This is a genomic window from Pseudomonas sp. FSL R10-2964 (assembly GCF_009600035.1).
Classification (GTDB): Bacteria; Pseudomonadota; Gammaproteobacteria; order Pseudomonadales; family Pseudomonadaceae; genus Aquipseudomonas; species Aquipseudomonas bubulae.
The window spans coordinates 15,633-40,077 of record NZ_WIWH01000001.1 but is presented as its reverse complement, the minus strand read 5'-3'; the positions used below and the strand labels follow the sequence as shown (position 1 = coordinate 40,077).

Sequence of the window (24,445 nt, the reverse complement as noted above, 5' to 3'; positions counted from 1 at the left end):
TGCCCCGGACTCAAGACACGGCCTCGCGCAGCACACCGTCGAATTGCAGATCAAGACGCCCGAGCACCTTGACCTTGGCCGAGCCGGTCAACTCGGCGAAAGACATGACCGGCACATGGTTGAATTCATCGAACAACAGCGTGCGCAACGGGCTGCGCAGATCCTGCGCCACCAGCAATACGCTTGCGTCGCACTTGCGCGGTGCAAAAGCCTCCTTGAGCAGCGCCACAAGTTGCGTACTGTGCTCATTGTCCAGGGCAAAGAACACGCCCGATTGGGTTTGGCGCAATGCCTCGCGAAAAAGGTTTTCGCTATGGGCAGACAACAGCCAGGCATGCAGACCGTCAGCCTGACTGTACAGATGATAGATCTGCGACTTCAGGGCAATCCGCGCATAGTCCGCCAGCGCTGACACTTCGCGCTCGTGCTGGCCATGTTCGGTCAGCACTTCGACAATCAGGCGTACCGCCCGCAGGGGTACGCCTTCACTGGCCAGGCGCTGCAGAACGGCAGAGAACCGGGACAGCGGCATGATCCGCTGCAACTCTTGAACCAGCTCAGGCTGGCTTTGCTCAAGCCAGCCGAGAATCGACTTGCTCTCCTGCAACCCCAAAAATTGCGGCCCGCTGATCATCATGGCTTGACGCATGCGCTCAACAATCAAGGCATGGGCACTGAACGACTCGACGCCCTCCCGGGCCAGCAGCGGATCACCGGGGTTCAGCCATAGCCAGTCCCGTTCATCTCTTTGCTCGCTGCCTCTGAGAGCACTCTGAGGAGCATCCGTGACACTGTCCCGTGCCACGGCCCGTCGTTCATCAAAAGTCGCCTTGAGCGTGGGCACTTCGTGAACACAAAAGCGAAACTCATCCTCGGGCAGCATGTCGCTGTATTCGATTTCAAAACTGGGAAGTGTCACCCCGATACGGGTGACGATACTGTTGCGCACCTGACGAATCCCGTGAATCAGCCGCTCAGTAAGCTCCAGGCTTTGATGGGCACTGGCGAACTGCAGCAGATACGGGCGTGTCGGATCAAACACTCTCAGATCTTCGTCGCCGTTGTGTTCAGGGGCCACCTGCACTGCTTGCGCCGGCTCCAACGCCTCAGCCTTGCGGCTTCGCGACCACCAGTAAAAACCCGGCGCAAACGTACACAGGGCAATCAAGCCAAACACCGGGGCGGGCATTCCCGGCAGGGCGGCGAAGGCCAGCATGGCCGCCGATGCGATCATCCAGCTCTTGGGTTCACGGGTTATCTGCTGGCCGATTTGTGCCCCGACATGGCCGCCTGGCGATTGGTCGTCGGGGGCAACACGGGTGATGATCATCCCCGCGGTCAAGGCAATCAACAGCGCCGGAATTTGCGCGATCAGACCATCACCGATGGTCAATACCGAATACAGCGTGATGGCCTCGCCAGCACTCATCCCGTGTTGCACTACCCCCGTGGAAAACCCGCCGAGGATATTGATCAGCACAATCACCAGGCCTGCGATGGCGTCTCCTTTGACAAACTTCATGGCGCCGTCCATGGCACCGAACATCTGGCTTTCCCGGGACAACTGGTCACGCTTGTATCGGGCCTGTGCACCATCGATCAACCCGCCACGCAGGTCACTGTCGATGGACATCTGCTTGCCCGGCAGCGCATCCAGGCTAAAGCGCGCCGCCACTTCAGCGACACGTTCCGAACCCTTGGTAATCACCAGGAAATTGACGATGGTGATGATCAGAAAAATCACCAGCCCCACCGCCAGATTCCCCCCCACCACAAAGTTGCCAAAGGCCTCGACGATCTCGCCCGCATCCTGCTCCAGCAGGATCAGGCGGGTCGTGGCAATCGACAACGCCAGACGAAACATCGTGGTCAGCAGCAAAAGTGCAGGAAATGTGGAAAATGCCAAAGGGTTGGGCAGATAAAGCGCCAGCACGATCAACAGGCTGGCCAGGCACATATTGAGCGCGATCAGCACATCCACCAGCCAGGTCGGCAAGGGCACGATAAAGATAAAAACAATGCCCAGCACCGCCACGGCCCCGAGCACTTCGCCCGGGCTTGCCACATTGCCAGGGCCTTTACTGAGCCATTTGACGAGCCTCATCGAATCGGTCTCGTCAGCCCTGCCGACAGCTGGACGATACCTTCGCTCTGAGTGTGTTCACCCATCAGGCTCAAAAAAGACTGCAATGCGTCCTGACGGCTTGCAGGGTCACTCCAAACGGCCAACGGGAGACGCTGAATCAACGGATAAACTTGATTGAGCAAGACCAGTTGACTGGAAAGGTTTTCGCCACCCAACTCACGACTCAGGCTTTGCACCTCATCGCTATCGATGCCCGTGCCCGCATACCCCAGCAGACGTTGCAACAGGGAGACTGGCGACAGTTCGGCCTGCCGTTCGCGGGATGACAATCGCTCAATAAACCACCGGCAACTGTGCAAAAGGCTGCTCAACTGGGTGCAGCCTTGAAGCCCGCTCAACAGAGTACGCAGCCTGATGCTCGGCACCGAGGGCCGGTGGGCGGCGATATCATCCGCCAGCGCGCGCGCCATCACGCGCAACCCGTCGTTGACCCTCTCTTCATCGAATAAAGCCAGCAAGGCCTGGATAATGCTCGGCAGTGATTGTTTGCGCACCACACTGGAGTAATACAGCGTGCGAACAGCCTGGCGCAGCGCGGCATCGCCTTCGGCTGCTGCCAGCGCCAGCGCAATATTCAGGCCCGCCTGAATTTGCCGGTCATAGCGGGTATGCAACTGTGCCTGAACCTTCTGCACCCGCTCGATATCACCTTCACGCCCTTGTGCCCGGGCCTGAGCAACCATGTACTGCAAGACAACACTGGTGCGGGCCGGGTCGTCGCCGGTCAACGCCAGCAAGGCTTCGACCCCTGAGTCTGACGCCAGTGCCAGACGAACGTGCCGGGTCAGCAGCCCCAGGCTGAGCTGAGCGGGATGCCCCAGTTGCTCATAGAGCTCGTTTAACTGCTGGATACCCTCAACCTTCTGCACCCGGTTATCTACCGTGCGCAGCACGCGCTGAGCCAATGCCTTGCTGCTGCTTTCGGCTTTCTGGCTGAACAACATGCCAACCTCTTCAGCGGCACTTTGCGCAGAAGACTGGGGCATCTGCCCCCCAACGCTCCGAGAAGAGAGCAGGATCTGCGCGGTGTCGTTTCGCCCTTCAACTTTCATAGCGCTGCCAAGTCAGGAGGTTTCATTGACCTGTGTGGTTGATCACAGGCAAGCGGTTCCCTGGCAGTAGCATTGGCATGTTTTTGAAAAAACTGGCGCACGCACAAGGTCCGCTACGCAAGATCCGGCACAACCGCGCCTGTTAAAAACCTGTAAAGCTCATATAAATCAGATGGCTATATTCGATCCGCAAATTGGCACAGGCGATGCTTGGGAGGTCCTTGTCGAAACCATTTTCGATAGCACTCACCCTGAGGATAAAAAATGGATCACCTTGATAAGGCTTCCCCCCCTGCCCCTGACTTTCTGGATCTGTCGACTGAACTTCAAAAAAAACTTAAAGCGTTTATCCACAAGCGCGTACTGAACCCCGAAGATGCAGAGGATATTTTTCAGTTGACCTGCCTGGAGGCGTGGCGCAGCAAAGCACGCTTCAACGGCCAGGCAACGCTCAGCACATGGATGTGCGGCATTGCCCAGAACCTCATTCGCAATCATTTTCGTCGGTTGCACGCAAGGCCGGTGCATTGCGAGTTCGACGAGACGCAGTGCCATGAGCAGGACCACAGCCCCGACCTGTATGGTCAATTTGAGACTCACCGCAGGCTTGAGCTCACGCTGATTGCCTTCAACCGGCTGCCCATCGAAATGCGCGACACGTTGTATGCATCGGTGCAAAGCGGCAGCAGTTATCGCGACACCGCCAGCGCTCTGGAAATCCCTATAGGGACAGTTCGCTCACGCATCTCGCGAGCTCGCGAACAACTCAAGATGGCCACCCACTGCTAGTGCCCGCCACGGATGCTCAGAGGGGTCCATGATTGAGGGCACGCCCGGAGCAAGGCCAGGGAATGGCCCCCACTACCGACTCAGACTTTTTTCGTTCGCGGCAGCAAAATCGCCAGCACGCCGAACAACGGCAGGTAAGAGCACAGGGTGTACACATACTCGATGCCATGAATGTCCGCCAAATGCCCGAGCAAGGCCGCACCAATCCCGCCAAAACCAAACATCAGGCCGAAGAAGATACCGGCAATCATCCCCACATTGCCCGGCACCAGCTCCTGGGCATACACCACAATGGCCGAGAATGCCGAGGCCAGGATAAAGCCGATGATCACGCTGAGCACACTGGTCCAGAACAGGTCGGCATAGGGCAGCAGCAAGGTAAACGGCGCCACCCCGAGAATTGAAAACCAGATCACCGCCTTGCGGCCAATACGGTCACCGATGGGGCCGCCAAAGAACGTGCCCGCCGCAACTGCGCCCAGGAACAGGAACAGGTACAACTGCGAGGTGGACACGGACACGTCGAACTTTTCGATCAGAAAGAAGGTGTAGTAGCTGGTCAGACTCGCCATGTAGAAGTACTTGGAGAACACCAGCAAGCCGAGCACCGCCAGGGCACCGAGTACCCGCTGCTTCGACAACCCATGAGTCGCCTGCTGCCCGGCCTTGAGCTTGAACAGATTCAAATGGTTGCGGTACCAGCGACTGATGACATACAGCAGCCCGACGGCGAACAGGGCAAACAGGCCGAACCAGGCCACGTTACCCTGACCGAAGGGAATGATGATGGCCGCAGCCAACAACGGGCCAAAGGCCGAGCCGGCATTGCCACCTACCTGGAAGGTCGATTGCGCAAGCCCGTAGCGCCCGCCCGAAGCAAGCCTCGCTACACGGGAAGCTTCGGGGTGAAACGTAGAAGAGCCAATACCCACCAGGGCGGCGGCCAGCAAAATCAGCGGAAAACTGCCGACCTGAGACAACATCAAAATCCCGATCAGGGTGCAAACCATCCCGGCAGGCAACAAAAGCGGATTGGGATGACGGTCGGTGTAGTAACCCACCCACGGCTGCAATAGCGAAGCGGTCATCTGAAACGTCAGGGTTATCAGTCCGATCTGAGTAAAGGTCAGGTCATATTTGGCCTTGAGCATCGGATAGATCGACGGCAGTACGGCCTGGATCAGGTCATTGATCAGATGCGCCAGGGCCACGGCGCCGATAATGCGCATGACCAATGGGCTTGACTGAGGGGCTGGAGGGGACGCGATTGTAGTTGTTTGAGCGTTGCTAAGAGCCATTTGGGTTTCCGTACGACAGGTGAATGCGCGCTTGCAGATCCGTCAATGTGCCATTCTTTTACAAGATCTTTCCATGCAAACGCCGTAAAACCTTAAGCAATTGATAGAACGAAGATTTTTTTTAGATATTTGCTTGACACACCCCCCGTACGAGGGAATAATGCGCGCCATCGGCTACATAGCTCAGTTGGTTAGAGCATAGCATTCATAATGCTGGGGTCCGGGGTTCAAGTCCCTGTGTAGCCACCAAACGCTTGTTTACAGAAGTCTCCATGAGTCTGCAGACAGTACAAGAAGCCCGCCTAGTGCGGGCTTTCTTGTGTCTGGGGGTTTCTTATTGTCTCCTCCCAAATCTCCCCGTCGCATCCTGCGAGCCCTCGGCCAATAACCTGGCAACTGCGTCCAGAAATCGCCTCCCCCCCCTTACGTCATGACCGATCCGGATCAGTCTGCTTCACACCTGTTCGCAGCCCATGATCTGAAATGGACAGGTAGCCCCACTATTCCCTGACACTTTTAATATAATAAATATTTACTTTTTAAATCTGGGTTACCTAAAAAAAACAATGCTAGCCTGCGCGTTTTTGGAGAGCCGCTTATATGAAGGCACTTAAAGACGTCACTTTTAAATACCCCTGCTCCGTTATTTTTATAATGTCTTTTTTCCTATTTGCCGCCCTGCAATACAGGCCCGCAGTGCTCAACTACACAACACGCTTCGTCGACTTCGCCCACTATATGTTCCAGAACGGATTGACGCTTTTTCCAATCTCTGATGACCTGCAGCCCTATCCCGACTACACAGTGACCCATACGCTCCTCGTTTATCTGATTTCACTGCCATTTGGCCAAGTATCCCTTCTCTCACTGGCGACGCCTTTTTGTATTGCTGCCGCCTTGACACTGGTATTCATATACAAGCTGGGTGAACGGCAGGAAAAGAAATGGGGCGCATATGGTGTTGTGTTCGCGCTATTCACCTGGTCATTTCTGGACGGCGTAAACTCCTTATCAATGGATATATACCCTGCACTTTTTACCGTGATATGTTTTTATCTGGCCTGTGCAGGAGACGAGCATAAACAAACATCCCGATTGCTGCTTATACTCGCAGCCCTGGCGCTGGGCTTTGCATTCCGTGGTCCTGTTGGCCTGATCGTCCCAGCCAGTGTAGTCGCCTCTTATTACCTGCTGAGCCGGCAATGGCGCAGGCTCGTTGTGTTCTGCCTGCTCGCCGGCCTGGTCCTGGGCGCTGCCCTTTTGCTGCTGATAGCGGCTGCCTACGCACAAGGTGGACATGCTTTCTTGCAGGAGGTATTGGTCAAGCAAGGGCTGGGGCGATTTGACAGTAACCAGGCACCTCGTTATTACTTCTACTTCTCTGCCGGCTTGCTGACCTACGGTGTAACCGTTTTTATTGCCTTGAACGTCATCATCAGAAAGGGCAAAGATTTTTTTGCACCGTCGCCTCTACCGTCGACAAGCATGCTCTTGTATCTCTCGGCCTGGTTTCTTGTCGTGGTCGTACTGCTGACAATTCCAAGTGCCAAGAAAGCGCGTTACATACTTTCAATCACACCCGCGATTTCCTTGTTAGCGGCCTATATCTTTGTAGATCGAAGCCAACGATTCGCCAACACCAGAGACAAACTGCTGAAGTTCTGCTTGAGACTACCCGTTATTGGCCTCGGGATGCTTCTGTTTGCATTTATTTATAGTCACTTTGCGGCGTCCCCTGTTCAACCGAACTACCTTGGTGCAATGACGGGCTTGATTATTCTTGCCGCGGCTCGCCCTTGGATGGAGTCACGCCTTTATTCACATCCACATCGCGAGTTTTTGACATTCTCTTTTGGGGCGGCGACTTTTCTCGTACTGGACATGTTTTTCTTTAACGCCATTACCTACCATCTGGAATTGGCCAATGAACCGACCCCCAAGTTCTTGCCTTATTGGTTTTGGTGACGCGCGCGCTCACAACGTCACCCATTACGGATTCCGCTCGAGTGAGCGACTATCAAGCAGCCGCCTGATGCGGGCTTAGTCTTGCCTGACGATATCGACTGAAATCTCCACCGCCTCAATCACTCCCCGGTTTTCAAGCCAGTGCGTGGTGTGCCTGTCTTCAGGCCAGCCCACACCCGGGCCATACTCCGTGGCGATACCATTTCTATGGTCAGTGATAACCCCGTGAAGGATATAGACGGTGCCAGGCCTGTCTGTATGGTTGTGAACCGGCCCGAAAACGCCCCCCGGCTCAATCGTCACCTTACGCATGCGAAGCTGGCGCCCTGCCATTCCCTCGATCTCGGGGCCAAGGTCGATGGTGGCCAGCAACGTGACCGTAACGCCTTTAGTCTCGGGTACTGCCTGTTCATTGCTCATCGCACCCACCTCTTCAAAAGACAAAGCCTTATTGAAAGTAAACACCCTGAAAGGCGTAACGAGTGACGAGGCGACAAAGGGATAGGCAGAACAGATTTGCTCCACCCGAAAACAAAAAACCCCCGAAGCCATAAGGCATCAGGGGTTTTGCTGTTGTGGTGCCCAGAGACGGAATCGAACCGCCGACACGGGGATTTTCAATCCCCTGCTCTACCGACTGAGCTATCTGGGCAAGGCGGCAATTAAACGTGTTTTACCGTCGGGGCGTCAAGCACGAAATAAAAAAAAGACCAATGATTACCTGCGCTTACATCACCGCCCAGGCCTGATATCACCCCTGGGGCAGGATTTTCCCCGGGTTCATCAGCCCAAGAGGGTCGAGAGCCTGCTTGACCAGGTGCATGACACCCAGTGCGGCGCCATGCTCCAGGGGCATGAACTTTATCTTTCCCGAACCAATGCCATGCTCTCCGGTGCAAGTGCCCTCAAGGGCAATGGCGCGCTCGACAACCCGCTCATTGAGCGCTTCGGCTTCAACCAGTTCTGCGGCATTGCCCGGGTCGACCACCATCCCCAGGTGAAAGTTGCCATCCCCGACATGCCCGACCATGCCTACGAAAAATGAAACCCTGGCCACATCTTCAGCCGTTTCGGCAATGCACCGGGTCAGCGCCGAAATCGGTACGCAGACATCCGTACTCCAGATCCGACCATTCGGCCGCATGGACTGCATTGCATAGTGGACACTGTGCCGGGCACGCCACAGGGCATTGCGCGCATCAGCATCGCCAGCCGCCTGAAAACCCAATGCACCATTGCTTTCAACAATCTCCCGGGTCAGTTCCACCTGCTCCGCCACACTGGCCGGGGAACCGGCGAACTCGAAAAACAGCGTCGGCGTTTCAACCAGGCCCATGTGCGAGAAACGGTTGACCGCCTGCACCGTGCGCGCATCGAGCAATTCGACCCGTGACACTGGAATGCCATATTGAATGATCGACACCACCGAACTGACCGCCGCCGCTATCGTCGGGAAGGTACACACCGCCGCGCAGGTGGTTTCCGGAATACCGTAAAGGCGCAGGGTGACTTCGGTGATGATCCCCAGCGTGCCTTCCGAGCCGACAAACAAGCGCGTGAGGTCGTAGCCAGCGGATGATTTTCGCGCCCGCCCACCGGTCTTGATCACCTGGCCGTCAGCCAGCACCACGGTCAGGTTCAACACGTTTTCGCGCATGGTCCCGTAACGCACCGCATTGGTCCCTGAAGCGCGGGTCGCTGCCATGCCCCCCAGGGTACTTTCACCGCCCGGGTCGACCGGAAAGAACAGCCCGGTGGTACGCAGTTCGGCATTCAGCTGCATGCGGGTTACCCCGGCCTCCACAGTGACATCCAGATCATCCGGGCGCACGGCGATGATTCGCTGCATGCGGCTCAGGTCGATACAGACCCCGCCCCGGGTAGCGCCTACATGGCCTTCCAGTGAAGTGCCACCACCAAAGGCAATGATCGGCACTCGCTGCGCTGCGCAGAGTTTGACGATGGCCGCCACCTCGGCCGTGGACTCGGCGTAACACACCGCGTCCGGCGGCAAGGTCGGGTGGTATGACTCACCTCGGCCGTGTTGCTCGCACTCGGCTCGGCCAGTGCTCAGGCGCTCACCGAGCAGCTCGCGCAGGGCATCGAGCAGGGTGGGCATGGGAGAAGCGTGAAATGCAGGGTTAGAGGCCATGGAAACGTCCATATTATTGTTGGGAGGGACGATTCCAAGGTACAACAAACGGCCACTGTGATCACCGGCAGATCCGCAAGCCCGCTGAACGTGGCCGTAACGTTACTGGCTGCCGGGATATAACGCCCCGTCAACCAGCCTCGCGACCACCCTGCGCAAACGTTCGAGCAACACCTCATTGGCCGCGACCGAGACCGGGTTCAAGGGCTCACGCAACAAGGCAATTTCGCACTGATTGCAGGCCTCAGCCAAATTGACAGCGCCCACCGTGGCAAAAGAACCGTGCATCCGGTGCACATAACTGATCAGTTTCGAGGTATTGCCCTGCTGCAACGCCAGCTGAGCCTGCGCCAGATCCTCCTGCATGGTGGCGATAAACAGCCGATGCATGGCTGGCGACAGGCTGATCCAGTCTTGCAGATCATCCGTCTGCAGGGGTGCATCGGGGGCATCATGGACGCCAACAGGCAGCTCGGCAGGCGCTGCGCACAAGGCGGACAAGGTCTGGCGTAATGTGGTCAGGCTCAGGGGCTTGACCAGCCATACATTCATTCCCGCTTCCAGGCAGCGCTCCCCTTCTTCACGCAGGGCATTGGCGGTCACACCAATAATCGGCACCCGCGGGTCAAGCTCACGCAAGCGGCGCGTCAGCTGATAGCCATCGAGTCTGGGCATATTGACGTCGGTGATCAGCAGATCAAATGACGCTTCCTTCCAGCGCGACAGGGCCTGCTGCCCGTCGTCTGCCAACGTAACCCGGGCCCCCAGGGCCTCCAGCTGCTCCCTGAGGATCTCCTGGTTGACGGGATTGTCCTCGGCGACCAGGACATTCAACTCCAGCTTTGCGGCATAGGGCACCACACTGGCGGACGCCTGGGGGACAGCCCCATGGGCGATCTGCATCAGCGTTCTGCCAATGGCGCGAATATCATAGGCATTGACCTCCCAGCCACGGGCAGTTCTTTGCGGCTGGCTGCCCCCCGACTCGGTCGCCAGCAGCCGCTCACCTTGCCAGGGCACTGTCAGCGGCTGGTCAGGGTCCAGATCCAGCAGGATTGCAGGGTAGTCGGGAGGAAGCGCTGCCGGCATAACCTGGGCGCGAGCGCCCCAATGGTTTAACCAGTCTGCCAGGATCTGCCCTATATCATTGCGCGCAGCGCGCACGTAAACACGGCCCCCCTCAAGGTCGATATCGGCACAACTACCCAGTGAACCGGCGATAACCGGTAAGCTCATATGCAACGAAAAGCTGCTGCCAAGCCCCGGTTCACTGACCACTCGCAAATTCGCGCCCATCATCTCGCTCAAGCTCGCACAAATGGACAGGCCCAGCCCCGCACCGCCTGCACGTTCGCTGCCACCCACCTGGGAGAACGGCTTGAACAGACGCGTCAGTTGCTCTTCGCTGATCCCCACGCCGGTATCGGAAACCTGCCACTGCAACGCGGCCTGCCCTTGTTCGATGCCAATCACCTTGAGCCTGAAGACAACCCAGCCGGTGTCGGTGAACTTGATTGCGTTACTCAGCAAATTATTGATGATTTGCCGAATACGTACCGCATCGCCACTCAACAATGGCGGCAACTGCGCGTCGGCACAGGCAAAAATCTTCAAGCCCTTATTGCTCGCCGCGGCTGAATAACTGCGCACACAGTCTTCAAACAAGTCCAGCGGACAGAAGGACTTGGCCTCGACAGCCATTTGCCCGGACTCGATCTTGGAGACGTCCAGCACATCACTGATCAACTGAAACAACACCGTAGACGACCGCTGAATGGTCTGCAGGTATTCACGCTGGCGCTCATTCAGAGACGTAAGGCCCAGCAGTTCAAGATTGCCCAGTACCCCGTATAGAGGCGTACGAATTTCATGGCTCATGGTTGCCAGAAACAGAGTCTTGGCTTTGCTCGCTTCGTCAGCCGAACGCCGCTCCTGCTCCATCAGGTTGGCGTCATCCACATGCCGGGTGACGTCGTTGAAACCACAGAGCACCACGTTCTTGCCCTTGTAACGGGTAAAGACAAAACAGGCCTGCAGATAGCGCCCCGCGACTTCCAACTGGACCTCTCCCAGTTCGTGCTCACCATAATCGCGCTTCAGCAGGGCAATCAGTTCAGGGGTACCCTGCCACTCATGCGCCCTCTGGTTTTCCAGCAGGATCTCTCCCGTGCTGCGCTCGACCACGCACAATCCCACGGGTGCGCTGTCGAGCATGGCCCGATTGAATTCTTCGCTCTCGGCCAGGGACTGGCTGGCACGCTGGGCAGGTTCGATGATTTGCTTGCGGTACCAGCGGTTGAAGCGCCAGCCGATCAGCCCAAACAACACCAGCAGGCCCGCCGCGCCGGCCAAAGGCCATTTGGCATAGCCAAAGAAGTTCTGATAACTGATCGCGTACAACCCGACCCAGGGCGTGGCCCCGCCCGAACTCAGCTTGAAGCGCAGACCATCGCGGGTAATGCTCAAGCCCAGGGGCAGATCCTCGACATCCCCGGCGTCCCCCAGCAATACATCGCCGGCAGGCGAGATCAAGGTCAAACGGCTGTTGGTGGGGTGCATCAGCAAGCGCTCCAGATCACCGATATCGCTGACGTCCAGTAACGCGTTCAGGATCACCAGGTCATTGGCTTCAGCCCCCGGTGGCATGAAGTTGCGCGACAGATTCAGCCCGACGGCGCCGACAATGTACTTGCGCTTTTGAATCAGGTCCTGCGGAGCTTTTATCCAGATCAGCTCATCACTGCCAAGGGCATGGCGATGCACCATAAGTTCATCGTACAAACGTTTGGTCACATCGAAAAAGTTGCTTTTGAGCAACAGGGGGGACTGCCGCGTGCCCTCAATACCGGGCACCGCAATAGTGAATTGATCGCTGGGGGAAAAAACAAATACCTGCGGCGCCACATAGTGGGAATCGGACCAGTAAGCCGTGAAAAGGTCGGTCAACTGCACACCGAGCGAGTAGACGCCCTGCATTTCGGCATGGGTGAACTTGTCTCGCTGGCTCACCGTAAAGGGCAATGACTTGGCCGTGTCACGGTTCTGGAACAAGCGCTCATCGCCCTGACGGATCAGTACCTCGTGCGAGTGCGGTTGGCTATCTATCAGCAGGTTTTCATTGGCCTGACTGTAGCTTTGAACGGCAATACGCAAAAAGGTCTCATGCTCATGAATGCTTTCCATCAGCCGCGCGAAATGAAAATCCGTCTTCTCGCCCTCCTCCTTCAGCACTCGATTAACCGCCCAATAGCTCATGCTCACCAGCAGCAGGGCAAACCCGGTGAGCAGGAGCAATAGTTTGTTAAGTCTGAGTGAGCTCAGTGCCAGCGCACCGAGACGTACCTTAGCTTGCTTCATGATTTAGCGCCGTCGATGACCTGGGAGGAAATAGGCAAGCCTGTTGCTAGCCAAAGGGTTACACATTGCACTATCCGCCAGCCCCCACTGCGCTCGCCACGAGCCTTGCGCCGCCACTTCTGCGCCCTCGAAATGGCCTGAGCAAGCCGAACAGGAATTGTCTGATGGGGATTCTCCTCTGGCAATTGCATCCTTTGCATCACCTGCCGCGGCGAGCCGTTGGCAGGGGGGGCATTAAATAATGGAAATCACACATCATTGGTTTGTAGAGGGCTTCTCTCATGTTTCATAAATTTGGCAAATACACCGCGCTTTGTGGCTCTTCGCTGCTGATCGTAATGGCTGCTGCTACCGCTCAAGCGGCTGATGGTCAGGTTGAATTCACCGGCACTATCAACGACAACGCATGTACCATCAACAGCGAAAGCGTTAAAAAAGCGGTTGATATGGGCCAGGTCCGTATTGCCGACTTCCCTAACACTGTAGGGGCTGTCGCCACTGCTGGCGCCACACCATTTTCGATCTCGCTGGAAAACTGCAGCGGCTCGACCCTGAAAAACGCCTCCATCAAATTCAGCGGCCAACAAGCTGGCACTGATGCAACCGTGTTGGGCATGACCGGTGACAACCAGGTACCCGGCGTTGGTATCCAGATCAACGACGCGCGCACCGGTAACAAGTTGCCACTTAACACGGCCAGCAACGATTACGTTCTGCGTCCGCAGTCCAACACCTTCGACTTCACCGCATCCTATGTTCGCCTGGTTGCCGACACCGCAGCTTCGGGTGAGACCCCGGGTGTGCGTGGCATCGGCACCGGTAAAGTCAATGCATTGGCCAGTTTCGACGTTACCTACAAGTAATTTATGCATTTAACGAAGAGCTCGCGGTTGATCGCGATTGATCGCGAGCTCTGGCGTTAACCAGAGGACATCTTAATGCGTTTAAAAGTTGCAGCCTTTTTGGCACTGGCAGCAAGCTTCTGGCTGCCCCAGGTTCATGCAGGCGTCAACGTGGGTTCTACGCGCGTTGTGTATCAAAGCAAGGAGAAAGAAGCCAACCTTGCACTCTCAAACTCGGGTGATGACGGTGTGCCGTATCTCGTGCAGTCGTGGGTCAGCCCGTTCGATGACCGCGACGCCAGCGCCGATGAGTTTATTGTCACACCGCCGTTGTTTCGCCTGGATGCCAAGGGCCAGAACCTTCTGCGCATCATTGCCACCAACGCTCAGAACCTGCCCGACGACAAAGAAAGCCTGTTTTTGCTCAACGTCAAAGCCATCCCGGCCAAGAGTGAGGAACAGCGCAACCAGAACGTGCTGCAAATAGCACTCAAGACCACGATCAAACTGTTTTATCGCCCTGCCAACCTCAAGGGCACATTGCCCGAAGCTGTTGAAAAACTTCAGTGGCGGACCGAAGGCGGGAAATTGGCGGTGCATAACCCGTCAGGCTACAACGTAGTGGTCAGTGAGTTGCTGGTCAACAACAGCGCCAGCAAAGGCATGCCCGAGGTTATCAAGCCCGGCAGCACCGTCACCACTCCGATAGCGCTGAAAAACAGCGACAGCCTAGAACTTAGCTACATCAACGAGTACGGCAGCACAGTCAAGGCCGCACCCGTTACCCCACATTGATCACTGAATAATCCGCTGAATGGAAGGACCCCCTCATGCTGCGATTGCGCATGTGCGCCTTCGCGCGCCGAGTAAAGTGCTGGAGCACGATGACCGTTGCGGCTACAGGTCTTGCAACAACCGCAGTGCATGCAGACTACAGTTTTGACTCTTCTTTTCTGGAAATTGGCGGCGGCAACGCTTCGAGCGAAGTGGCCGAGCAAGTAAAAGCCATGAGCCAGGGTCAACTTCCGGGGATCTACCGGGTAGACCTGTCAGTGGATGAACGGCTTGTGGAGCAGCGCGACCTGCACTTTGTGCGAGAAACCGCGAGCCAGATATCGACTCCCAACGGCCTGTTCCCCTGCTTCAGCCTTCAGGCCCTGATGGATTTGGGAATTGACCCCACACGCCTGAAAAATGCGGACATCAGCGCCGACAATTGCGTGTACTTCAACCGTGACCTTACCGGCGTCACCTACGATTACGACTTCAACAAGCAGCATTTGAGCCTGCAGGTTCCCCAGGCGTATATCGGCAGCGTGCCGTTTGAAACCCGGCGCAAGACCTGGAGCGATGGCGAGCAGGTGGCCTTCGCCAACTACAGTTTTTCCGGGAGCGACTACGAGAACCAGTTCGGCAGCCGCCAATCCCAGTTCGGCAGTGTTCATAGCGGGTTCAACAGCGGCGCCTGGCGCTTTCGCAATTTCTCGACCTGGCAAAAAGGCACTAACGTCGACGGCAGCTGGAAATCGGTGGACACCTATGTCCAGCGCGACCTGGGCAACCTTATGGCCATTGCCACGGTGGGTGAAAGCGCCACCGACAGCGATCTGTTCGACACCATCTCTTACCGCGGCGTGGGGATCGCTTCTGATCTGGACATGCTGCCCGATGATGCGCGTAATTTTGCCCCCGTAGTGCGTGGGGTTGCCAACGGCCGCTCGCTGGTGACATTGCGCCAGCGCGGTTATGTCATCAGTGAACAGTGGGTGCCGTCAGGCCCGTTCGCCCTCAAGAACCTGTACTCGACCGCGGGCAACGGCGATATCGAAGTCACCATCGAAGGCCCCAATGGCGAGCGCCAGGTCTACATCCAGTCATTTGCCTCTGTGCCTTACATGTTGCGTGAAGGCCAGCAAAGCTACGCTGTGACCGCAGGCCAGTATCGCCCGGCAGAAGGCGCGCAGAATTCGCCCAAGCCCAGTTTTGTACAAGGCACCTATCGCCGCGGCCTGACCGAGGGCACCACGCTGTTCGGTGGCAGCATCGTCAGCGAACAATACAAATCGGCGCTGTTTGGCTTTGCCCACGACTTTGCCGGCTTTGGTGCGATTTCCCTGGACGTGACCCATGCCATCAGCGAAGACATGGGCGCAGACGCCAAAACGCTGTCGGGCCAGTCATATCGCTTCCGGTACTCCAAATCCATCGATCTGACCGATACCAGCTTCAGCCTGATTGGCTATCGCTACTCCACCAGCGGCTATTACAGCTTCAACGAGGCAATCAACGCACGCTCCAACAACTCGCTAGAGCCCTATGTCGATGAAACCCTGAATAACAGTGCGGCGTTTTCCCCCTATTTGACCGGCCATATGAAAAGCAGCTTTACCGCCAACGTATCGCAACAATTCGGTACCTGGGGCGGCATGTACGCCAACCTGACCAAAACCGATTACTGGAACCGGGCCAAGAGCAATACCTCCATTCAGTTGGGCTACAGCTTCAGTGTTGCCAGCGCCTCCTACAACCTGGGGCTGTCACAGAACAGCGGCATGGGCGACGACATCCGTAGCGTGTCGCTGAGCGTCAGCCTGCCGCTGGGCAGCCCGGGCAGCAGCAGCCGCATCGGCCTGAGCACCAACCAGGACTCCGCCGGCAATGCCAGCCGCAATGCCACCTTCAGCGGCTCGCAACTGCAGGACGATGCCCTGTCGTACAACCTGGGCATCAATCAGCAGATCAGTGACGATGACCGCGTGCTCGGCGGCTCGGTGGCGGCCCGCTACAACGCGGCCAATGCCATTTGGCACGGCTCCTATAACAAGGATCAGAACACCCGTCAGATGGACTATGGCGTGGAAGGCGGCGTGGTTGCCATCCGCAATACCGTGATGTTCACCCAGCCATTGGGCGAGACCAACATCATTGTCGCCACCCCCGGCGCCGCCGATGTGGGCGTGCTGACCAAGAGCGGGATCAAGACCAACGGCAGTGGCTACACGATTATTCCCTCGGCGCAGCCGTACCGCAAAAACAAGGTATCGCTCAACACTGACTCACTGTCGGACAACACCGACATTGCCAACCTGGTACAGGAAGTCACCCCCAATCGTGGTGCCTTTGTCCTGGCCAACTTCGAAACCCATAACGGCCGCCGCCTGCTGGTCAGCGTCAGCTCAAGCACTGGCAAGCCCGCCCCTTTCGCCGCCGAAGCGCAGCTGTATGACCCCAAGGGCACTCTGCTGAGCAGCGCGATGGTAGCCGACAAGGGCCGGGTATTTATGACTGGCGTGCCGGACAAGGCGCGGCTGCTGATCAACGTCAACGGCCAGCCTTGGTGCGCCAAGGACCTGGACCTGAACACCTACAACCTGTCAGAGACTGGCATCGGGCAACTGACCATCCGTTGCGATGCCAAATCGCCAGACACTCAAGGTACTCCCGATGCATGAATCAAACGTCAAATCATCTCGTCCGGGGCTGGTCAAAGTCTGCTTGTTGCTGCTCTGCCTGTTGCTGGGACTTGTCAGTCAGCAAGCGTTTGCACTGATTGAAAACAACCTCGCATGCACCCCTACGGGCACCACCGGCATCATTCAGCTGGGCGACCTTGCGCCATCCACCAGCTATACCGCCAACATGACAGCCAACTGCCGGGTTACCCGTTGGTTTCCCTTTGGCGCGTCATTGCAGCACAGCCAGTTCTACAACCAGGGCAGAGGCAGCAAGGTCCAGGTGTTTCATACCAACTCTGGACTGATGGTTCCCGAGCTGCCCATCGGGACTGCGACCACTACATGCATGCCGTGGAGCTGTGTGCAGCTGTACGTGGGCAACACCTTTTCCTACAACGTTCTGCTTTATGGAACGGCGCCCGTCACGCCTGGCAACTACATGGTCAGTGTCACGCTCACAGACACCTCTATCCAAGGTTATGAGGCTTACGGCGACTACTTGCAGACCGTCATTCTCAGCTTCCGGGTCATCCAGCCCGCCTGTTCGATGGGCTCGGCAAAAACCCTCAACCTGCCCTTTGGCACACTCAGCAGCAATGACTTCGCCAGTTCGCAGCAAATTGCCAATATCACCATGAATTGCACTCGCGGTACGCAAGCGACCGCCACGCTGGTACCCACCCAGGCGGCCATCAGCGGCAGCCCGGGCGTTTCAGCCACAACTCTGGCCGGTCTGTCGATGGCTGCCACCTGGGCTGACACCAACACGGCAGTGAGCTTCAACAGCCCACGCACGCTGGCGCTGACCAATGGCAGCAACAACATCAGCCTTGGTTTTCGCCCGCGCCTGAATACCAGTGTTTCGCCTACCGGAAATTTTTACAGTCAGTACACCCTCAACATCACCTATCTCTGATCAAGTAAGGAGCTCAACCATGAAATTATCCCTGACATTGGCTGCGACACTGTTCGCAGGCCTGCTCAGCTCGACCGCCAACGCCGTAACAGACACTGTGACCATCAACCTGAGCGGCACCCTGACGCGTCCGCCCTGCAACCTGACCAGCAGCAAGACGCTGACCGCCAACTTCGGCAGCCTGCGTTATGACCAGGTGGCCGATGCCGCGCTGATCGACATCCCCCTCACCATGACCTGCCCGGCCAACTCGGTACTGGCGGTGAGCATTCTGGCAGCCCGCACGATTCAAGGCTCAACCACACAGGCCTCAACGGGCAAAACCAATCTGGCTTATTCATTGCTCTGGAACAGCGACAGCACGGCGGCCAACATTACCGGGACCAAACGCAACCTGACCAACCAGAGCGGCACGGTCGACCTGAGTATGAAAGCAAAGTTGATTGCCCTTGGTGCGTTGACCGAGGGTGCATTCAGCACTTCGGCTGTTATCAGTATCGAGTACCTGTGAGATGTCCATGCTCGCCAGAGTGAGCCTGTGGGTGGCGATGCTGTCCACCGCAGCGCTGTTGCTCAGCCCGGCCATCTGTGCAGAGGATGCCGCCCTGATAGAGGTGGGCGGCACTCTGATAAAACCACCCTGCACAGCCAACTTCCCGGCCTCGCAAAGCGTGGATATCCCCAAGACAAACCTCAACTCGCTGAACTCGGACATCACCGGCTGGACCGATGTCAGCCTGGACTTTCAATGCATCAAAGGCAGCCAGGTACACCTGCGTTTCAGCGCCGGCAATGGTGCTTTTGACAGCAGCACACTGCGCACCACGCTCGACAGACTGGGGCTGAAAACCCGCCTGAGCGACATGACCAGTACGTTGAAAGTGATTGACCTGAAGCTGGGCGAGCAATTGATCTTCCCGGTTGAAGAAACGCGGCTCAAGCTCCAGCTCTCAGTGCGGCCGGTCAAGACCGGGGAGGAACTGCCCGCAATCGGCAGTTACAGCTCAACGCTATTGATGGAAATGATCTATCTGTAAACCGCTGCGTCAGGCAAACAGATTGGCCTTGACGCACAAGATCAGCAGCGCTTGATCATTGTCGACATTGAGTTTGCGCATCGCCGAAATCTTCAGGGTACTGATGGTTTTAATGCTGCGGTTCAGGCTATGCGCGACATCGCTCACACTCACCCCCGTAGAGAACAGACGCAGGACCTCGAACTCCTTGACCGTCAGTTGGCTGAGCCTTTGCGAAAGGTCATCGGCGTCCTCACTCAAGGCCCCTTGCGGCTGGTCCTGCTGGTAGTGCCCTTGGCGATAGAACGCGTCCAGCGCCACCAGGATCTGCTCAAGCCCAGCGCTCTTTGAAATGACACCGCTGATACCCAGCTCATACAGCCAGGTCAGTACTTGTGCATTGGTTATAACGGTCAGGATCAATACCTTGGGTTCGGGAAAATGCCGGCGCAGGTACTCCACCAGGCGAGTGCCGTCACCATATTGATCGTCACCCGGCATGTTGTAGTCGGTAATAATCACATCAGGCTTGAGTAACGAAATTTTGTCGATCAACTCCGAGGAACTCATTGCTTCGCCCACAACCTTGAAACGCGGGTCACGCTCAATGATTTCACGCACGCCCATCAACACAATCGGATGGTCGTCGGCCAATAAGACTTTCATTTGCGGCATGGCAAACATGACTCCTGCACTGGAAGAGCACTACAGCTATTCGAAGGGGTCCGCTTTGATGCAATAGGTCAGCAAGGCATGATCGTTAAGCACTTCCAGCTTCTGCATCGCAGCCACCTTTTGGGTGCTCACGGTTTTAACGCTGCGGTTCAATTGGCGGGCGATATCACCCACGCTATTGCCCGCAACAAACAGCCTCAGCACCTCAACTTCACGGGGTGAAAGTGTGGAGAAACGTTCATCAATGACTTTGGGGTTAGTCACCACAGAGATGGCTGGAGCAGCCGGGGCCGTATAGTCCCGATCGTTGGCCAACGCACTTAGGGCCTTGCCTATTTCTTCGCGGATATGGCTTTTAGCAATCACGCCTGCCACACCCAGCTCCAGCAAGCGCGAGATAATCAGATGATTGCTCATGACTGTCAGCACCAGGATCTTGACCCCGGGAAAATGCTCAATGATGTACTCGATCAGTTGCAGACCGTCGCCATAGGTTTCATCCCCTGGCATGTTGAAATCAGTAATCAGCAGTTCGGGTTGATGCAACTGCAACTGCTCGACCAACTGCGACGAGCTCAGCGCCTCGCCTACCAGGGAGAAATACTCATCACGTTGAATCATTTCCCGAAGCCCCAGTACCACCACTGGATGATCGTCGGCAATCACTACCTTTAATTCGCGCATTGCCTGGCTCCACATTGATGACATGGCAAGTCCGGCGCCCCCGGTTTCTACAGATCGAGCGCAGAACAAGACCCGTGGCGCCGCACTCAGCTACCCCGGTGATGGCTTAGAGCTATCGTCCAGTAAAAGAGTTTCAAAGTCGGCGCACGATATAGCGCCGCAAATAAGGAAACCTTGCACTTGATCACACTGGATGCTGCGCAGAAACTCGAGTTCGGCCTGTGTCTCGACGCCCTCGGCGACAACTGTCAGGCCCAGCTTGCGGCTCAGTTCAACAAGGCTGCGCAGTGCTGACGCCAGATTCTCGTTTTCGACACAGCCATGTACCAGCGACCGGTCAATCTTGAGCTCACTGAATGGAGTGGAAACCAGATTGAAGTAAGAGCTGAATCCCTTGCCAAAATCATCCTGGGCCAAGCCAAAGCCCATCATGCGCAAACGACAAGCTCCCGCATAGTAATTACTGAGCTCTTCTGTGGTTGAACTCTCCATCAGTTCAAAAACGATACTGCGTGGCTCGCCACCATCAGCAATCACAGCGTCGCGCAGACGGTCGGCGAGCGCATGGTTATCCAGCAAATGCGTGGGCAAGTTGATTGAAACCGGAATATCCCAGCCCTGCTCTCGCCATTGTCTTTGGGCTTGAAGTGTTTGCTCCAGCATCAGCCACAACAGCCGCTCTTCAAGACCGTGGCTGATCAACAAGGTCAGAAAGTCCTTGGGCAATAACAAGCCGGCCTCGGGATGCACCCAACGCACCAGGGCTTCTGCACTGAGAATATTGCCGTTGCGCAGGGATTTCTTGGGCTGGAACCATGCTTGAATCTGCCCGTTGGCCATGGCCAATTCGATACTCTGCGGGTCGACTTCAATGGCCAGTGAGGGGTCCGTATCACCGTTAAGGCGGAAAAGCTCCATTCGCTCTTTCAAGCGCTGTACCGCATTGAACTCGACCGGTTTGGAGATCAGGCCAATCACTGAAATACCCAGGTTTTTTGCTGCCAGCCCCGCACTAATCAGCATGCGCCGGGACGAGGCGCTCATCAGTGCCAACGCCGGTTTATTTTTCAGGGCGGCAACTCTCTGGATCAGTTGCACACCATCCATCACAGGCATCAGCAAGTCACTGAGCAGCAAGTCATAGTCATGACGCGCCAGACACTCCAGCGCGCCATCGCCATCCCAAACGGTGTCAACTGTAAAGCCACCCACCTCATTGAAAACGTTCAGCAAATACTCATGCTGAAAAGGGTGATCCTCAACGACCAGTACACGATAGGGCTTCACTGGATCCTCCTTTAGAAGTGCTGAAGACAGTTGTATAGGGTGTGCAGCGTAAAAGGCTTGATCAGGCAGTGATTCATCCCCGCATTCAGACAGCGCTCGCTCTCCTCACGCATGGCATTGGCCGTTGCACCAATGATCGGCAGCGTTATGTTCATGGCCCGCAACCGGGCCGCCAGCTCATAACCGTTCATTTTCGGCATGTTGACGTCGGTCAGCAGCAGATCAAAATCGTCGTCGCGCCAACGCTCGAGTGCTTCCAGTCCATCGCTGACCAATGTCACTGTGCAACCCAACTCTTCAAGTTGATCACGCAGAATCAGTTGATTGATCACATTGTCTTCGGCAACCAGAATGCGCAAACCGAGCTTGAGTTCCGTCTTCACCGTACCCGGTTCAAGATCGCTGCCAATACCCATGCCCTGGGCCTTGCACAGGGCACGATAGACGTCCTGCAAGCTGCTCAGGTCCGCTTGCCAGCAAGGGTTTTCAACGGCGGGAGCTACCGACATGTCACTGGCGGCTACCACCAGCGGTCCTGTCCAGCCAGGTTCAAGCAATTGCCGGGCAGCGCCGGGATGCAGCTCCAATAAAACAGCAGCATCGGATGCATCCCCTGGTTTCGGCGCCCCAAGATGAGCCCGCGCACCCCAACGGCGTAACCAGGCGCAATAACACTCGGCCAGTTCGCGCACGGGGGAAACCACATAAACAACGCGGGCAGCCAACTCGCCAAAAGGGCTAAAACGCGCCGGTTCGCTAACCTGCACCAAGGGCAGATGCAGGGTAAAACTGCTACCCAATCCCGGCTCACTGACCAGACGCATGGTGCCGTTCATCAAGTGCATAAGGCGCTTGCAGATGGACAGGCCCAGCCCGGTGCCGGCGACCACGTTTTTCGCAGACTCCACTTGATAAAAAGGCTCGAACAGATGAGCCTGCTCTTCATGGGCAATACCTTTGCCAGTATCGGAAACCTGCCAGTGCAACATCACGCGCTCATCATCACGGCTGTCCATTTTCAGACGCAGGACAATTTTTCCGTAGTCCGTGAACTTCAGGGCGTTGTTGAGCAGGTTATTCAAGATCTGGCGGATGCGGGTGACATCACCGCTGAGCCACTCGGGCACCGTTGAATCAATCAATGCAAACAACTGCAGGCCCTTGGCCTGGGCTGCGCCACTGTAGCCCAGGACCACCTCTTCTATCAGCTCAAGAGGGCTGAAGGTGTTGAGTTCCAGTTGCAGCTGACCCGCCTCGATACGCGACACATCCAGCACGTCGCAAATCAGCTGCAACAAGTTGCCGGATGAGCGTTCGATAGCCTTGAGATAGTTGTTCTGCTGATCATTAAGTTCGGTACGCGCCAGCAGTTCCAGCGTGCCCAAAACACCGTACAGGGGTGTACGGATTTCGTGGCTCATGGTTGCCAGAAACAGAGTCTTGGCCTCATTGGCCCGGTCCGCCAGTTGCCGGGCACGTTCGAGGGTTACTTCAATCTGTTTACGTGCGCTGATGTCGCTGAACGCGCAAATCAGCACGTCCTGACTTTTGTAGCGCGTAGGGGCAAAGGCCAGGTACAGAAGACGGCCATCCTCCATTTCGATCTCATCACTGTTGCGCAAGTCACATTCATCGAACGCGCGTGAAATCCAGCCATGGCATAGCTTGCTGCGCTCAGTGCCGTTACCCAGCCACTGTTGTGACAAGGAGTTTTCCAGTACCACGGTGCCGTCTGTGCGCCGGATTACACACAGGGCCATCGGTGCAACTTGCAATACGGCACGACTGAACGCCTCACTTTCAACCAGCGCCTGAATGCGTTTCTCACCCGGGGTGATCAGGCGCCGATCAATGCGCACAATCAGTAATCGCAAGCCGATGCAGACGGCAATAAACAACAAAACACAGCCCAACAAAGGCCCGCCCAAAACTGGCAATAGAGATTTGATATCTAAGGCATAAACGATTTGCCAGCCCGAATAGCCCAGCTTCTTCGTGATTGCCAGGCTATCGGGCAACCAGCCACTACCGATAAAGCCAAACGAATTCTTGGGTTCCAGCGTCTGCAATGAATTGACGAGAGTGGATTGTGCGGCGTTGGTGAACAGAATCTGGCCTTGACCGTTGAGCAGCATGAAGTCACCGGCACTTTCACTGCGCAAGGCCTCTACCAGATCCGGAACCTCGACCTCAATGCCCAGCCAGCCGGAAGACAGGTTACGGTTATCGAGTCGGGAAAATAAATAAAAGGGGGCATTCAGGACCTTGCTGTCGGTCAGCCACAGATCATCACCAAATGAAAAGGCCTTGGCCCCTTCATCAAGCAGCCGCTGCAACACCACTTTGGGCAGCGGTTCAAGGTTGCCTGAAGAGTCGAACAAACACACCACTTTGGGCTTATCCGTCTGCGGCACATACAACAGATTGACTTTGCTTTCGTGCAAATAATCCATCATCCGCCGGGTCAGCCAAAGGTTCCAGTGGCCAGCCTCACTGCCCAGGCTGATGTTGACCTCTTCTTGTGGATCAATACCGGCGACCGTTTGGCCTGCCTGATGATCAGGCACAGTGGCCAGCACCAGGCTCTTGAGAAGCGTCTGGCGGCTGACGAAAAAATCCTGGGCATTGAACACCGCCTCGTTCATAAAACTGCGGCGCTGCGAGACCTCTTCGTTGAACACGGCACGCAAGTATACGAACGACCCCGCAAGGAGTCCGACGATCAGGCCACAGGCAAATAAGTGCAGGAGTTTTCGAGCGGCTTGGGGGGTCGATTTCATGCCGCAAGCCTGAGGCTGCGGCATGCAAAAA

18 protein-coding genes and 2 tRNA genes are annotated in these 24,445 nt (G+C 56.5%); 9 read left to right on the top strand and 11 right to left on the bottom strand.

The genetic code is table 11. From position 1 onward, the window contains the following. Positions 1 to 10: 10 nt before the first annotated feature. Both sctV and sctW read right to left on the bottom strand, forming a co-directional pair. Positions 11 to 2,104 (bottom strand): type III secretion system export apparatus subunit SctV, encoded by a 2,094-nt coding sequence (gene sctV, locus GHN92_RS00175; protein ID WP_095024943.1) that lies wholly within the window; start codon positions 2,102 to 2,104, stop codon positions 11 to 13. Next, a complete protein-coding gene (sctW, locus tag GHN92_RS00170) occupies positions 2,101 to 3,132 on the bottom strand; it encodes a type III secretion system gatekeeper subunit SctW (protein WP_095019667.1) in 1,032 nt (343 codons plus the stop codon). The genes sctV and sctW overlap by 4 nt, the downstream gene beginning before the upstream one ends. Positions 3,133 to 3,462: 330 nt before the next feature. Between sctW and GHN92_RS00165 the strand changes: the two genes are divergently transcribed. After that, a complete protein-coding gene (locus GHN92_RS00165; RefSeq protein WP_095019668.1) occupies positions 3,463 to 3,987 on the top strand; it encodes an RNA polymerase sigma factor in 525 nt (174 codons plus the stop codon). Between the two features lie 80 nt (positions 3,988 to 4,067). On the opposite strand, the gene GHN92_RS00160 is transcribed toward GHN92_RS00165, so the two are convergent. Beyond that, positions 4,068 to 5,285 carry an MFS transporter gene (locus GHN92_RS00160; protein WP_095003198.1) on the bottom strand — a complete coding sequence of 406 codons (1,218 nt, stop codon included), beginning with the start codon at positions 5,283 to 5,285 and terminating at the stop codon, positions 4,068 to 4,070. Between the two features lie 172 nt (positions 5,286 to 5,457). On the opposite strand from GHN92_RS00160, the gene GHN92_RS00155 reads away from it, so the two are divergent. Both GHN92_RS00155 and GHN92_RS00150 read left to right on the top strand, forming a co-directional pair. Further along, positions 5,458 to 5,534, top strand: a tRNA-Met gene (locus GHN92_RS00155). Between the two features lie 351 nt (positions 5,535 to 5,885). Beyond that, positions 5,886 to 7,250, top strand: a complete 1,365-nt coding sequence (locus tag GHN92_RS00150) for a glycosyltransferase family 39 protein (RefSeq protein ID WP_133144326.1) — start codon at positions 5,886 to 5,888, stop codon at positions 7,248 to 7,250. A 75-nt stretch (positions 7,251 to 7,325) separates the two neighbouring features. On the opposite strand, the gene GHN92_RS00145 is transcribed toward GHN92_RS00150, so the two are convergent. From GHN92_RS00145 to GHN92_RS00130, 4 genes are all read right to left on the bottom strand, one after another. Continuing rightward, entirely contained in the window at positions 7,326 to 7,670 is a 345-nt protein-coding gene (locus GHN92_RS00145) for a cupin (protein WP_095019690.1), read from the bottom strand. A 156-nt stretch (positions 7,671 to 7,826) separates the two neighbouring features. Beyond that, a tRNA-Phe gene (locus GHN92_RS00140) sits at positions 7,827 to 7,902 on the bottom strand. 99 nt (positions 7,903 to 8,001) lie between these two features. Further along, positions 8,002 to 9,402 carry an FAD-binding oxidoreductase gene (locus GHN92_RS00135; protein WP_095019670.1) on the bottom strand — a complete coding sequence of 467 codons (1,401 nt, stop codon included), beginning with the start codon at positions 9,400 to 9,402 and terminating at the stop codon, positions 8,002 to 8,004. 102 nt (positions 9,403 to 9,504) lie between these two features. After that, positions 9,505 to 12,759, bottom strand: coding sequence for a hybrid sensor histidine kinase/response regulator (locus GHN92_RS00130; RefSeq protein ID WP_153379134.1), 3,255 nt, complete (start codon positions 12,757 to 12,759; stop codon positions 9,505 to 9,507). Between the two features lie 281 nt (positions 12,760 to 13,040). On the opposite strand from GHN92_RS00130, the gene GHN92_RS00125 reads away from it, so the two are divergent. The 6 genes from GHN92_RS00125 to GHN92_RS00100 all read left to right on the top strand — a co-directional run bounded on the left by GHN92_RS00125 (position 13,041) and on the right by GHN92_RS00100 (position 19,009). Then, complete coding sequence (locus GHN92_RS00125; RefSeq protein WP_095019672.1) at positions 13,041 to 13,622, top strand: fimbrial protein; 582 nt, start codon at positions 13,041 to 13,043, stop codon at positions 13,620 to 13,622. Between the two features lie 75 nt (positions 13,623 to 13,697). Continuing rightward, on the top strand, positions 13,698 to 14,396 hold the full coding sequence (locus GHN92_RS00120) for a molecular chaperone (protein WP_095019673.1): 699 nt from the start codon (positions 13,698 to 13,700) through the stop codon (positions 14,394 to 14,396). Positions 14,397 to 14,431: 35 nt separating this feature from the next. Beyond that, the gene (locus GHN92_RS00115) at positions 14,432 to 17,053 is read left to right on the top strand and encodes a fimbria/pilus outer membrane usher protein (protein ID WP_133144328.1); all 2,622 of its coding nucleotides are present in this window, start codon (positions 14,432 to 14,434) and stop codon (positions 17,051 to 17,053) included. Further along, positions 17,046 to 17,972 (top strand): fimbrial protein, encoded by a 927-nt coding sequence (locus GHN92_RS00110; protein WP_095021237.1) that lies wholly within the window; start codon positions 17,046 to 17,048, stop codon positions 17,970 to 17,972. The genes GHN92_RS00115 and GHN92_RS00110 overlap by 8 nt, the downstream gene beginning before the upstream one ends. 19 nt (positions 17,973 to 17,991) lie before the next feature. Further along, the gene (locus GHN92_RS00105; protein WP_095019676.1) at positions 17,992 to 18,483 is read left to right on the top strand and encodes a fimbrial protein; all 492 of its coding nucleotides are present in this window, start codon (positions 17,992 to 17,994) and stop codon (positions 18,481 to 18,483) included. A 7-nt stretch (positions 18,484 to 18,490) separates the two neighbouring features. After that, positions 18,491 to 19,009: a fimbrial protein gene (locus tag GHN92_RS00100; protein WP_232527630.1), complete on the top strand. Its 519-nt coding sequence runs from the start codon at positions 18,491 to 18,493 to the stop codon at positions 19,007 to 19,009. A 9-nt stretch (positions 19,010 to 19,018) separates the two neighbouring features. Here the strand turns inward: GHN92_RS00100 and GHN92_RS00095 are convergent, their stop codons facing one another. The 4 genes from GHN92_RS00095 to GHN92_RS00080 form a co-directional block, all read right to left on the bottom strand. Next, positions 19,019 to 19,663 (bottom strand): response regulator, encoded by a 645-nt coding sequence (locus GHN92_RS00095; RefSeq protein ID WP_095023120.1) that lies wholly within the window; start codon positions 19,661 to 19,663, stop codon positions 19,019 to 19,021. Between the two features lie 36 nt (positions 19,664 to 19,699). Further along, on the bottom strand, positions 19,700 to 20,347 hold the full coding sequence (locus GHN92_RS00090; RefSeq protein ID WP_095003207.1) for a response regulator: 648 nt from the start codon (positions 20,345 to 20,347) through the stop codon (positions 19,700 to 19,702). Positions 20,348 to 20,437: 90 nt separating this feature from the next. After that, complete coding sequence (locus GHN92_RS00085) at positions 20,438 to 21,634, bottom strand: EAL domain-containing protein (protein ID WP_095021239.1); 1,197 nt, start codon at positions 21,632 to 21,634, stop codon at positions 20,438 to 20,440. 11 nt (positions 21,635 to 21,645) lie between these two features. Then, entirely contained in the window at positions 21,646 to 24,414 is a 2,769-nt protein-coding gene (locus GHN92_RS00080) for an ATP-binding protein (protein ID WP_133144332.1), read from the bottom strand. Positions 24,415 to 24,445: the final 31 nt, after the last annotated feature.

Excerpts from the sequence above, each read along its gene's own strand:
- GHN92_RS00105 (WP_095019676.1), top strand. The coding sequence starts at position 17,992 with ATGAAATTATCCCTGACATTGGCTGCGACACTGTTCGCAGGCCTGCTC.
- GHN92_RS00090 (WP_095003207.1), bottom strand. The coding sequence starts at position 20,347 with ATGCGCGAATTAAAGGTAGTGATTGCCGACGATCATCCAGTGGTGGTA.
- sctW (WP_095019667.1), bottom strand. The coding sequence starts at position 3,132 with ATGCCCCAGTCTTCTGCGCAAAGTGCCGCTGAAGAGGTTGGCATGTTG.
- GHN92_RS00120 (WP_095019673.1), top strand. The coding sequence starts at position 13,698 with ATGCGTTTAAAAGTTGCAGCCTTTTTGGCACTGGCAGCAAGCTTCTGG.
- GHN92_RS00130 (WP_153379134.1), bottom strand. The coding sequence starts at position 12,759 with ATGAAGCAAGCTAAGGTACGTCTCGGTGCGCTGGCACTGAGCTCACTC.
- GHN92_RS00135 (WP_095019670.1), bottom strand. The coding sequence starts at position 9,402 with ATGGCCTCTAACCCTGCATTTCACGCTTCTCCCATGCCCACCCTGCTC.
- sctV (WP_095024943.1), bottom strand. The coding sequence starts at position 2,104 with ATGAGGCTCGTCAAATGGCTCAGTAAAGGCCCTGGCAATGTGGCAAGC.
- GHN92_RS00160 (WP_095003198.1), bottom strand. The coding sequence starts at position 5,285 with ATGGCTCTTAGCAACGCTCAAACAACTACAATCGCGTCCCCTCCAGCC.
- GHN92_RS00125 (WP_095019672.1), top strand. The coding sequence starts at position 13,041 with ATGTTTCATAAATTTGGCAAATACACCGCGCTTTGTGGCTCTTCGCTG.
- GHN92_RS00150 (WP_133144326.1), top strand. The coding sequence starts at position 5,886 with ATGAAGGCACTTAAAGACGTCACTTTTAAATACCCCTGCTCCGTTATT.
- GHN92_RS00145 (WP_095019690.1), bottom strand. The coding sequence starts at position 7,670 with ATGAGCAATGAACAGGCAGTACCCGAGACTAAAGGCGTTACGGTCACG.
- GHN92_RS00110 (WP_095021237.1), top strand. The coding sequence starts at position 17,046 with ATGCATGAATCAAACGTCAAATCATCTCGTCCGGGGCTGGTCAAAGTC.
- GHN92_RS00095 (WP_095023120.1), bottom strand. The coding sequence starts at position 19,663 with ATGCCGCAAATGAAAGTCTTATTGGCCGACGACCATCCGATTGTGTTG.
- GHN92_RS00165 (WP_095019668.1), top strand. The coding sequence starts at position 3,463 with ATGGATCACCTTGATAAGGCTTCCCCCCCTGCCCCTGACTTTCTGGAT.
- GHN92_RS00115 (WP_133144328.1), top strand. The coding sequence starts at position 14,432 with ATGCTGCGATTGCGCATGTGCGCCTTCGCGCGCCGAGTAAAGTGCTGG.
- GHN92_RS00100 (WP_232527630.1), top strand. The coding sequence starts at position 18,491 with ATGCTCGCCAGAGTGAGCCTGTGGGTGGCGATGCTGTCCACCGCAGCG.
- GHN92_RS00080 (WP_133144332.1), bottom strand. The coding sequence starts at position 24,414 with ATGAAATCGACCCCCCAAGCCGCTCGAAAACTCCTGCACTTATTTGCC.